12 protein-coding genes are annotated in these 11,794 nt (G+C 47.3%); 1 reads left to right on the forward strand and 11 read right to left on the reverse strand.

The genetic code is table 11. The features are described from left to right. Nucleotides 1-194: 194 nt before the first annotated feature. The 11 genes from BLU30_RS03390 to BLU30_RS03440 form a co-directional block, all read right to left on the reverse strand. The gene (locus tag BLU30_RS03390) at nucleotides 195-1,085 is read right to left on the reverse strand and encodes a MurR/RpiR family transcriptional regulator (protein WP_090243466.1); all 891 of its coding nucleotides are present in this window, start codon (nucleotides 1,083-1,085) and stop codon (nucleotides 195-197) included. A 137-nt stretch (nucleotides 1,086-1,222) separates the two neighbouring features. Then, nucleotides 1,223-2,710 (reverse strand): phosphohexomutase domain-containing protein, encoded by a 1,488-nt coding sequence (locus BLU30_RS03395; protein ID WP_090243468.1) that lies wholly within the window; start codon nucleotides 2,708-2,710, stop codon nucleotides 1,223-1,225. 23 nt (nucleotides 2,711-2,733) lie between these two features. After that, nucleotides 2,734-3,759 (reverse strand): ornithine carbamoyltransferase, encoded by a 1,026-nt coding sequence (gene argF / locus BLU30_RS03400; RefSeq protein ID WP_090243470.1) that lies wholly within the window; start codon nucleotides 3,757-3,759, stop codon nucleotides 2,734-2,736. Between the two features lie 140 nt (nucleotides 3,760-3,899). Further along, nucleotides 3,900-5,147, reverse strand: coding sequence for an arginine deiminase (locus BLU30_RS03405; RefSeq protein ID WP_090243472.1), 1,248 nt, complete (start codon nucleotides 5,145-5,147; stop codon nucleotides 3,900-3,902). After that, complete coding sequence (locus BLU30_RS14330) at nucleotides 5,147-5,716, reverse strand: zinc ribbon domain-containing protein (RefSeq protein ID WP_207647985.1); 570 nt, start codon at nucleotides 5,714-5,716, stop codon at nucleotides 5,147-5,149. Before BLU30_RS14330 ends, BLU30_RS03405 begins: the two co-directional genes overlap by 1 nt. Nucleotides 5,717-5,774: 58 nt before the next feature. Continuing rightward, entirely contained in the window at nucleotides 5,775-6,269 is a 495-nt protein-coding gene (locus tag BLU30_RS03415) for a peptidylprolyl isomerase (protein WP_090243474.1), read from the reverse strand. Nucleotides 6,270-6,324: 55 nt separating this feature from the next. Then, complete coding sequence (locus tag BLU30_RS03420) at nucleotides 6,325-7,065, reverse strand: ATP-binding cassette domain-containing protein (RefSeq protein ID WP_090243475.1); 741 nt, start codon at nucleotides 7,063-7,065, stop codon at nucleotides 6,325-6,327. After that, entirely contained in the window at nucleotides 7,065-7,973 is a 909-nt protein-coding gene (locus BLU30_RS14465) for a glycine betaine ABC transporter substrate-binding protein (RefSeq protein WP_090243478.1), read from the reverse strand. Before BLU30_RS14465 ends, BLU30_RS03420 begins: the two co-directional genes overlap by 1 nt. Beyond that, nucleotides 7,970-8,614, reverse strand: coding sequence for an ABC transporter permease (locus BLU30_RS14470; RefSeq protein ID WP_090243479.1), 645 nt, complete (start codon nucleotides 8,612-8,614; stop codon nucleotides 7,970-7,972). The genes BLU30_RS14465 and BLU30_RS14470 overlap by 4 nt, the downstream gene beginning before the upstream one ends. A 178-nt stretch (nucleotides 8,615-8,792) precedes the next feature. After that, the gene (locus BLU30_RS03435) at nucleotides 8,793-9,269 is read right to left on the reverse strand and encodes a VanZ family protein (protein WP_090243481.1); all 477 of its coding nucleotides are present in this window, start codon (nucleotides 9,267-9,269) and stop codon (nucleotides 8,793-8,795) included. Nucleotides 9,270-9,271: 2 nt separating this feature from the next. Beyond that, the gene (locus BLU30_RS03440) at nucleotides 9,272-10,423 is read right to left on the reverse strand and encodes a hypothetical protein (RefSeq protein ID WP_090243483.1); all 1,152 of its coding nucleotides are present in this window, start codon (nucleotides 10,421-10,423) and stop codon (nucleotides 9,272-9,274) included. A 186-nt stretch (nucleotides 10,424-10,609) separates the two neighbouring features. Here BLU30_RS03440 and BLU30_RS03445 point away from each other — a divergent pair, with 186 nt between their 5' ends. After that, nucleotides 10,610-11,608, forward strand: coding sequence for an LCP family protein (locus BLU30_RS03445; protein WP_242873492.1), 999 nt, complete (start codon nucleotides 10,610-10,612; stop codon nucleotides 11,606-11,608). Nucleotides 11,609-11,794 lie beyond the last annotated feature (186 nt).

The following is an 11,794-nucleotide window of genomic DNA, read 5'->3' on the forward strand; positions in this document are numbered from 1 at the left end:
AAAGTTAGGTTAAATGCTCATGGCTAAATTCGTCCATGACCTCTACAAAAAAACAAACCGATCTTAGCATCTTCATGCCAAAACCGGCCTAAACCCTTGTAAATAATTACCCTCATCCTTTTTTAATTATCCGTGTATTCCAGGAAATCCAGTGATTTTACCGTCCATTCCCCCTAAAATCGATGATGTAAACTCTACATCAAATCCTCCTGTTCTTCTAAGGATTCATAGGCCCGATCACTGATTATCCGGCTATTATTATCCATAATCTGGGTATGGATTTCAAAACGACTTAACAACACGCCGGTATAAACCATATCGACCAGGGCATGCTGGGTTACCCTGGAGAAAATAGCATTCCCATACATATACTGCTCCGAGGAAGTCGTCAGACATAGATCCCCATATCGCTTAATGAGGGATTTTTCGAAATTTGTAATGGCCGCCGTAGCCGCGCCCGATTTCTTTGCAATTTTAAGCACATCGATGGTATTGCGGGAATACCCCGAATACGAGATGGCAATAGCCAGATCCTCAGGACCCAAATTATTGGCACAAACGCTTTGGAGGTAATAATCCCCATAGGAAAGGCAATCGATCCCAAGGTATAAAAGTTTGGTTACCAAGTCACTGACCACACTGTGGGAGTTTTCTACACCAAAGACGAAAACCCGCCGGGCTTTTATAATTTTCTCAATTAATTGGACAAAATCCTCAGTCTCCATTTTCATCAAAGTATCCCTGAGCATGGTAATTGCCGTGGCAACAATATTGGAGGGCACATCCTCCATTCGATCCCGGGAACTGATTTTAAAGCCATGGAGGGGCTGAGGAACCAAACCCTGATGCTCCAACCCATCGGCTTTCATCAGCTGATATTTTAATTCTTTAAATCCCTGGAAACCTAAGGCAGAGGCAAACCGAATGACTGTCGGTTGACTGACACCTGCACCATGGGCTAAATCGATAATCGTCATGGTCTCAATCTCTCCTTCGAAAGACAAGAGATAATCAGCGACCTTTTTCTCTGAAGGGCGCAGCCAGCGATAATTTTTTCGTATTTCAAACTGAATTTCTCCACACATATCACTAATCCTCCTTCGTAAAACAAGGGTATAGTATACCCCATCCATTGGATAGATACTGTGGCATTTGTGCAAAATCTACGTAAAAAAAACGCATCGGCGTACAATGCGTTTTTCAAAAAGTGCGATTCAATCCACTATTGATTTAATTCCTTGAATTCCCCGAGAAAGTCTTTAATGACTGTATAAATCTTCTCACATCCCCCTGCTTCATCCGACTCGATATTCAACGGAATGATGGGATCATGGAGGGACATCCGCATAAGGCACCAGCCACTGCCCGCGGTGGCATCACAGCTGACCCGGATCCCCTCGTAATTGGGCTTTACAATGGTCCAGCCAGGCTGTGCAGCGGCAAATTCACCAAAGCGCGCAAGGACATCCTCACCGTAGGGCTTAAAGTCCTCCAAAGTAATTTTAAAGCGTTTTTCGACCGCTTCTGCCGGTTCCTTTAGGTCCTTTAGGAAGTCCGAAATAGGCTTATTCTCCTGGTGCAGGGCGGCAAACTGGATGAGGGCCATGGTGACCAGATAAGCCCCATCGTCCAGGAAGTAATTCTCCTTGATGGCACCATGTCCGCTGGTTTCCATGGCTAAGTGGGTTTCCTGTCCCGCTTCATTCAACCGAATAGCCTCATTAATGACATTTTTGTAGCCTCGTTTAAAGCGGTGATGTACCCCTCCCAAGCCTTCAATATACTCGGTTAATCCTGTGGAGGTAATGGAATCCGTCACAATGGTGCTCCCGGGGTAGTCCTTAAGCAGCATATTAGCAATAAAGGCAATAAAGCCATTGCGATTGATGGGATGTCCCTTTTCGTCAATAACAGCAGCACGGTCCACATCGGTGTCAAAGATAATGCCCATATCGGCTTGATTGTCCACAACGGCAGCACAGGCAGAAGCCATAGCCGCTTCATCCTCTGGGTTTGGCACATGATTGGGGAAATGACCATCGGGTTCTAAGAACTGGCTGCCTGTGGTATCTGCACCAAGGGGCGCCAGAACCAGCTTCGCAAAAAATCCTCCAGCGCCGTTTCCGGCATCCACAATAATCCGGGACCCTGCCAGGGGCTGCTCTTTGCCGGTTTTTTCCCGAACAGCGGAAACAATGCCCTCGGCGTACTTAGGAATAAAGGGATGATCGATGCGTTTGCCACCCAGGGTAAAGGCGGTTTCAACACTTTCTGCCTCGGTAAGGATTTCTTTAATATCTTCCTTATTCAAGCCTCCGTCTTTGGTGAATAGCTTGATTCCATTGCGGTTAAAGGGCAAATGACTGGCGGTAATCATGACCGCACCGTCGCAGTCCATCTCTTTATCAATACAGGTCATAAACATGGAAGGCGTGGTCGCTAATCCACAGTCGTACACCTGGTTTCCAGTACAGACCAATCCCAGGCAGGCCGCCTGGGCAAGCTTCGGCCCGGTGAGGCGGCTATCCCGCCCGACGGCCACCGTTAATGTATCCTTACCAAGCTTCGCCTTAAGCCATAATCCAAAGGCGTAGGCAATCTTCATGGTGATATCATCGGTCAGGGTAATTTTCTCCCCCTCGACGCCATCCATGGCGACGCCCCGGACATCGGAACCGTTTTGCAATTTTGTAATGTTCTCTATAATCATGGTTGGTCCCCTAACTCTTTAATTTAAAATACGATGGGCTTGCCGTTTTCATCCACCTGGTTTGTCGCTAAAGTGGCGCACATCACGGCTTTGATGGTGTGCATGCGGTTTTCCGCTTCATCGAAAACCAGGGAAGCCTCACTACGGAATACCCCATCGGTCACCTCCATGGCGGACAGCCCGAAGCGTTCCTTTACATCGGCCCCAACCACGGTTTCTTCATCGTGGAAGGCGGGCAGGCAGTGGAGGAAGATGGTCTCAGGATTTCCGGTAGCTGTCATCATCGCCTCATTAACTTGATAGGGCTTTAACATTTCGATACGCTCGGCCATCTTATCCTCTTCTCCCATGGACACCCACACATCGGTGTAGATGACATCGGCATCCTTTACCCCTTCCTCAATCTGATCGGTTAGGGTGACGGAGCCGCCAGTTTCTTCGCACAGTGCGCGCATCTTGGCAACCAGGGATTCTTCTGGGAACAGGGCCTTTGGTGCCAGGGCGGTAAAATGCATCCCCAGCTTGGCACAGCCAATCATCAGGGAATTTCCCATATTATTTCTGGCATCCCCCACAAAAACGAGCTTCCGGCCCTTTAAGTCCCCAAAGTGCTCCCGAACCGTCATCATATCCGCCAAAATTTGGGTGGGGTGGAATTCGTCTGTTAAGCCATTCCAAACCGGTACCCCGGAAAATTCGGCCAGGGCGTTCACCGTTTCCTGCTTAAATCCCCGGAACTCGATACCGTCATAAAAGCGGCCAAGAACTTTGGCTGTGTCTTCGATGGATTCTTTTTTGCCCATCTGGCTATTGGTTAAGAAAGTGACCTTGGCCCCTTCGTCAAAAGCGCCCACTTCAAAGGCACAACGGGTTCGTGTAGATGTCTTCTCGAAAATTAAGACGATATTCTTGCCAGCTAGCAGCTTACCAATCGATCCATCCTTTTTTTTCTGTTTGAGTGCGTCAGCATAATCTAATAAAAATGTGATTTCTTCCGGAGAGAAATCCAATAAGGTCAAAAAATTTCGACCCTTCAAATCGATTCCCATAATTACCTCCAATTTTTGTATGGTTACATTTTATCCGAAACTGTCCTTTTTTGCAATCCGTTCTCCCCATGGAATAAACGAAAAGTCGATGTTTTTAGCAGGATTTCTAAAAACATCGACTTTTACACTTGACATATTCATTAAATTTCAACGGCATCCCGGCAAAGGGGCATGGTCATGCAGCGCGGTCCTCCCCGCCCTCGTACCAGCTCCGAGGCCTCAATCCCAATCACCTCAATGCCACATTTTTCCAACATAGCATTGGAACGCTCATTCCGGCTGTAGGCCACCACAACCCCCGGCGCTACAGCCAAAGTATTCGTGCTGTCGTTCCACTGCTCTCTGGCAGCGGCCACGGGATTCCCGCCACCGCTTTCAATAAGGCGTATGTGGGAGATCTTAAGGGCAGTCTCTAAGGATTGTTTTAAATCACCCGAGGGCTGATAGGCCAAGCCTCCAGCCTTTCCCCGGGTAATGATAACCGTCTCCACCGCATCTAAAATACCGGGGTAAACCGTAAATGTATCGACATCCACCATGGTAAACACCGTATCCAAATGCATAAAAGCCCGATTATTTGGAATCTTTACCGCCAGGACTTTTTGAATTTCCGGCCTTTTTTCAAACAGGGCCGCAGCAAGACGTTCCACCCCATGGACCTTCGTTCGTTCACTACAGCCCACGGCCACTACCTCTGGGGTGAGCACCAGTACATCCCCGCCCTCCAGGGAGAAAAAGTCATCGTGCTTATAATATTGATTTTTTCTATTGGAGGTAAAAAGAGGATGGTGTTTAAAAATGGCCTCCATGTAGAGGCTTTCCCGCCTCCGAACCACCGTCGCCATGGAGCTAATGGCCATTCCCTGACCAATAACCACTGCCGGGTCCCGCATAAAATAAAGGTTTGGCAGTGGGTTAATGACGAAATCATAGGGGGCTGACCCGTGGATATAATCACTGAGGACAGGCTCTCTCGTCAAAACATCCAGCTCCTTTTGCAAAACGCCCGAAATAAAGGCGTCTCGTAAATCGGATGGTGCCAGTCCCAAAAGATAATCCCGGAGAAAGCCATCGATATAGTCTCCCGACGAAGGATTCTTATCAATGACCGCATCCACCAACTCCTGGCGAACCGGGTCCATGGCCAGTACATCTGCCAGTAAATCCTCGACATAATGGATCATAACCCCCCGGGCTTTCAAAATATCCCCAAAGGCATCATGCTCCTCCTGCATCCGCCGCAACCAGGGAATGTCCTCAAAGAGCACCTCCTTAAGCATCTCCGGTACAATGCGCTCCAGCTCCAGGCCAGGGCGGTGGAGAATAACCCGCCGCAGCCGGCCGACTTCAGAGGTGATCCCCAAAATGCCAGAGGCTTGGCCTGGCATCAATAGACCCCGGCTAAAGCGATAACAATGGACATAATACCGCCCCAGAGCATCAGGGATAAAACAATACCGACGGCCATCCAGATGAGCTCAGCCCGGGCGAAATAACGCTTATTGGGATTGGTATCTCCGGTGGCTGCCCAGATGATCAGCATAACGATATTAACCACTGGAATCATTAACAAGAGGATGGTCCAAACCCATTCCCCCATGGAAATGACCGGTGCCATTTCCACATCCTTTGCCTTCGGTGGTACCGGCGGTTTGACTGAAGGCCCTTCCGATTCACGGGGCGGTATTGTCCCCCCATCGGAAAACCCACCCGCTATATCCATCTCTTCGACTGTTGAATCCTCAGCTTCAACACGAAGGGGCTCGACGGATACCTCCTCGGTGTCCCCATTTGCCAATTCTTCCGTAATGACGGCCCCCAACGCTTCAGCCGTCGGTTCCTCAATGACATTCCCTGCTTCATCCACTAAATCGGGTTTTAAAACAGTCCCACAATTCTTACATAAGACGTCCTCCCCATCGATAGCGACATAACATTTTGGACAGTACCGTGCCATTTCAATCCCACCTTTCATGGTTTAAAATTTTTTAACAGCTGGCTAAAAAATAAAGGTTTTATTCGTCCAGCAAAACAACCGATTCCATTATCTGGTTTTCCAAGGGTTTATCCATAGCATCCCGGGGACTTGCAACAATGGCATCCACCACGTCCATTCCCTCAACCACCTTACCAAAGGCGGCATACTGCCCATCCAGATGGGGCGCATCCTCTACCATGATAAAAAATTGGGAGCCTGCGGAATTCGGATTCATGGACCGGGCCATGGAGAGCACGCCACGCGTATGCTTTAAGTCGTTGGGGACATGATTCCCTGAAAATTCACCCTTGATATTCCAGCCAGGGCCCCCCATACCCGTTCCATCCGGGCAACCCCCCTGAACCATGAACCCCGGAATAACCCGATGAAAGATCAATCCATTGTAAAAGCCCTGACGTACCAATTTTTCAAAATTAGCCACACTGATTGGGGCCACCTCTGGATAAAGGTCCAACGTTATCACGCCACCGTCTGCCATCGTAATCTGTACCTTTGAGTTTTCTTCGCTCATTATTTCCTCCATTGATGTTCTTTTGTTTTTATTATACCTGAAAGGACTTAAAAAATCACCCATTCCCTTCATCTCCCAGCAGATCTGCCACAAAGGGTGTAGCTGGCGCCTGGCGTAGTGCCTCAGGGGTGTCCAGCTGAACCAAACAGCCCTCGTCCATTACGGCCACCCGATCCCCCAGCTTGAGGGCCTCCCGGATATCGTGGGTGATGAAGATAATGGTCACTCCCAATTCCTTGTGGATCGCTTTAATCTCCCGCTGAAGCCGCCGTCTGGTAATTTCATCCACTGCACCAAAGGGCTCGTCCATCAGAAGAATATGGGGATTCGCTGCCAGTGCCCGGGCAATGCCCACCCGCTGGCGTTGGCCCCCGGAAAGCTCCCCAGGGTAGCGTCCTGCCAAATCCTGCTCTAATCCCACCAGGGTGAGAAGCCGTGCAATTTGGGCTCTTTTCTCTTCTGGAGAAAAAAGCCCGCTGAGATCTGGGACATAGACAATATTTTGGGCAACGGTCATATGGGGGAAAAGCCCGACCCCCTGAATGGTATAGCCAATCCGTCGCCGCAGGGCAATCAAATCAACCTGGGCAATATCCTCCCCCTCAACCTCGACCCTTCCCGAGTCCGGTGCAATCAATCCGTTGATCATTTTTAAAAAAGTGGTCTTGCCTGAGCCAGAGGTTCCGATAACGGTTAAGAATTCCCCGGGGAATACGTTTAATGAAAAATCAACTAATGCCTCGGCCTCTCCGTAGATCTTTCCGACGTGTTCAAAAGCGATAATGGGCGCTGCCATTAATTAACCAACCCCTTTTCAACTAAGAAATCGTGGGCCACCACAGCATCCTCCTGCTTGTCAATTTCAACCCGATGGTTCATTTTAATCATATCAGCCTCACTGATTTGGTCATCCAGCACTTTGAGGACTTCCTCTAACGCATTGTACTTTTTAAGGGTATCCTGGCGAGCCACCGTTCCACAATAGTAATTCTTAAAATATCCCTTGTCGTCCTTCAGTACTACTAAATCCGGATCATCCAGCTGTCCATCGGTGGTAAAAACCGTAATAACATCAACCTCACCGCCTTTGAGTGCCTGGTATGTCAGGCCGATGTCCATCTCCTTTGTCGCCTTAAATTTCAAGGCATAGGTCGATGTCAATCCATTAAAGCCATCCTCCCGCTCGTAAAAATCAGGATTCGCGCCAAAGACCAGATTGGGGGATGTTGCCACCAACTGAGAATAGGTCTCGATGCCATACTGCTCGGCTACGGATTTTTTCATGGCCAGACTATAGGTGTTGTTAAAGCCATAGAGTCCCACCCAGGCTAAGTTGAATTGATCGTTATAATCCTTCTTAAGCTGTTGGTATAAGGTCCCTTCATCGGGACTTTCGGTCTTTTTAAGGACCGTATACCAGGCTGTCCCTGTATACTCTGGGTAGATATCAAAATCCCCCTTAATCATGGCTGGATGGATATTGCTCGTTCCGCCGCCAACGCCCTTGGTAATCTCCACGGTCAAATCCGTTTTCGTCTCGATAAGTTCCTTCAGCATTTCACCTAAAATCAGCTGCTCCGTCATGGGCTTCGTTGCAATCTTCACCGTCTTACTCTCTGCTGCCGAAGAACCACACCCTCCGATTGTTAGCATCATCAAAGCCGCCAAACCCGCTATAAGGGACAACTGCCATTTCCTTTTCATACTCCCAATCTCCTCGTTTCAATAATTTTTTTCCCGATAAACCCCAGGACATAGTCCAAGGTAAAGGCCAGAGCCGCAATAATAATCCCCCCGGCAACAGTCAGTGCCAGATTATTGGTGGTAATGCCACGGTAAATAGCTACCCCCAGTCCCCCCGCACCAATAAAAGAAGCGATCCCCGTCAGAGCAATGGTCATCACCACCATATTCCGAAAGCCTGCCCAAATGACCGGCATGGCTAAAGGCAGTCGAATTTTCACCATGATCTGGCTTTTCGTACTCCCCATTCCCCTGGCAGCCTCAACGACAGCACCATCAATCCCTGTCAGGCCGGTATAGGTGTTGCGCACCATGGGCATGAGGGCGTATAGGCTAAGGGCCACAATAGCTGTCGTATTGCCAATCCCTGTGATGGGAATCAAAAATCCCAGAAGGGCAATGGATGGGATAGTATAAATCACATTAGTTGTTCCGATAACAATGGGTGCCACCCGCCTGCGGCCACTGATGACAATACCAATGATTAAACCAATGATGCCCCCAATGAGAATGGCAATACCAGAGATGGCTAAATGCTGAATTAACAGCTCCCCAAAGAAGCCAGCCCTCTGTTCATATAAAGCCAATACCTGTGCTAGCAAATCCCGCCTCCTTCTTAAAATGTTTTTTACATTATAGCACAAAATATAATTCTTAAGTATCCCCCCTGGCAAGTCTGCAAATTAAAGGGAAAAAGCGCCGTTCTTCTTCCCCCCAAAAAACTTGTTAACAGGAGATTCTTTGTATAAAAAAACCGGTCTTAGCCGGTTTTCAACGAATTCATTCCTTCGTTTTTTTATTCAATTGGCGGTTCTTGAAAAAATAATACAGCATAATCCCCAGAAGTGCGCCAAAGGTATCGATACAGACATCCCGCAGCTCACAGCTTCGGCCAAAGCTAAAACGTTGATGGAGTTCATCACTGGCGGCATATATCAAGCAAATTAAAACAGCCCCTATCCCTTGTTTAAAATTCACCCTTTGGCCGATACTCAATCCATGACAGATCAGGATCCCCAGGATGAAATATAAAAATCCATGGGCACATTTACGAATGACAAAGGTAAGTCCCCCGGCATCCACCGATACCGATATGCCTAAAATAGCTTTCGATAATCCAATGATAATATGAACTACCCCGTTGACAATCCCATCACTCATTTCTGAAGAGGCTGCAGCATCCTGGGCTGAGAAACCAAATATAATCAGCATCCAGGCCACTGCAATGAGCCCCCAGGCTTTTTGCTCCAGCTTCAAGATTATTCTCCCACTGGAATCAGCTCAACAGAAACCCCTTCAAGGGAAAGGGTAGTACCCTGGGGCAGTTGAATGTTTTTCATTTCAGTCACCATCGTGCGGTCTTCCGTATTGCCCATATTTTCTGTTACACTGAATTCGCCATCTGTCCCAATGACACCAGAACCCCTGATCGCCCTTAAATTGTAAATCCCGGCTGGGAATTCTACACCGGATTGATAGGAAAAATCGGATTCCAGGGTATAGTGGGTAGACTCCGTCGTCTTCCGCTTTGTTAGAGTATTGACAAGAGCCGCCTCGCTCTGAAGCTTGAGCTGCAGCGTTCCACGTATCTTTAACGTATCCCCCTGGGTCAAATCTAAGACCTCAACGGCGGAAACACCGTTACTCCCTGCGCTGTCCATTGTCATTGCTTCTGAAAGGGCATTACTTTCGGTATCCAGGGTTCCTTGACCAGCCACTGCTACGATCTGATATACACCAACAGGAATATCCACCCCCACACTGTAATTCCCGCTGGTCAACTCCGTCGTATAAGCCTGAGGCGCATTGGAATCTACGGTGGGAGACGCTGGAGCCACCGGCGTCACCGTTGGCTGTGATGCCGGCTGATTCGTGTTCCCCCGGCTCATTGTAGTCCATACAAAGGCTCCAACACCTATAATCAGGATAAGGATTCCATAGAACCACCACTTTTTATAGAATGGTTTCTTGCCGTATTCCACGATTCCACTGTCAGAATCATCCTCACCATCATCTAAATCCATTGTACTGGTCTTTAAATCATCTCCCTTTGCTTCAACTGCAGCAAAAATGTCCAGCGAATTATTTTCAGATCTTACTTCAGATGAAGCATCAGCTTCTGGCCATTGAAACTCTTCAACTTCATCATCTGATAGTGGATTCCCCGATTGAAGAATGAGTCCTTCTTTGACTTGCTTAATATCCCATTGAGATGCCCTGATAATAATAGCCGTATGCTCAGTATCTACCAGCTCTAAATTGATCCTCGTCAAGCCATCTCTCCCCATACAAGTAAATGCTCTTTGCTCTTCTTCAAAGGTTACATTTTTAAAACCCACCCGAAGTAATGCAATTCGGATATTTTGAGTTAACGGTTCATAATCCCCTTTTACAATAATACGTTTTCTCATACTCCTTCTCCTTAAAAATGATTCATTTTCATATATTTTATCACAGTTCGAAAACAGAATCCATTAATCTCTATGTAAATTCTAACCAAAATCGAATTATCTGCAAAATTCTATAGTTTCTTTTCATCTATCAGATTCTTTATGGTATAATATTATCGAAATTTTTGAAAATAATAAGGAGAATTTATGAAAGAACCTAAAAAATCCAGAAAAAGCGGTTCCCAATCATCACATGGCACAACGGAGATGAAAGCACCACGTCATTATGATTCCGGTAAAAAGAAAAAGCACATTGGTTTGATTATTGCAGGTATTATTCTTTTACTTTTTCTGATTACTGGACTCATCGTCTATTCAAAGGTCCATAGCACCATTGGTCAAATCAACCAAGTCAGTGTGGACACCAACGATTTAGATGCAACAACGGACAATCGCAATGTCGTCAATATTGCTCTGTATGGTATCGACACCGAAGAGGGTGGCACCGGCCGCTCCGATGCAATTATGATTTTGACTATTGATCCAGACCATAAAGTCATGAAGCTAACATCGATTATGAGAGACTCTTATGTCAATATTGAGGATCACGGTATGGATAAAATCAACCACGCCTATGCCTTTGGTGGCCCGGAACTTGCCATCAAAACCCTGAACCAAAACTTTGGTCTCAACATTACCGATTTTATGGCCGTCGATTTTACATCTATGCCTGTCATCATCGATCAGCTCGGTGGTGTCGATATCGAAATTACGCCTGAAGAAGCGGCTACCGGACAAATCCCTGGGATTTCTGAAGCAGGTACCCGAACCTTATCCGGCGAACAGGCCTTGGCATACTCCCGAATTCGATATGCCAGTGGTAATGACTTCAAACGAACGGAACGTCAGCGAACCGTACTCAATCAATTGATGATTGGTATCCTTAAGCAGCCGATGAGCACCTGGCCCGATTTAATCAGTCAACTTGCTCCCTATATTACCACAAACCTATCCACAAACGATATTATCGGTCTATCCACTGCCTACGGCCCCCTTGCCAAACAAGGCATTCAACAAATGCGTTTTCCTCGTGATGGTGAAGGAGAAGGGCAATATATTGATGGCGTTTATTACTTAGTCTTTGATATCCCCACTGTTTCTAAGGAGCTACAGGATTATTTGTTCTACGACATTGATCCCCAATAAACCGCTAAATTTAAGGACATTTCGGCTTACGAAGTGTCCTTTTTTCTATCGCATCCCTACATAATCACGGACACTAAAAAACCAGCCATAAACCGGCTGGTTTCCTTTATTTATGCGGTTTCCCGCAACTTTTCCAGTGGAGCCTTTGAGCGGATTCGAACCGCTGACCCCATCCTTACCATGGAT

The sequence above is a fragment of the Eubacterium barkeri genome (genome assembly GCF_900107125.1).
Taxonomy (GTDB): Bacteria; Bacillota; Clostridia; order Eubacteriales; family Eubacteriaceae; genus Eubacterium_O; species Eubacterium_O barkeri.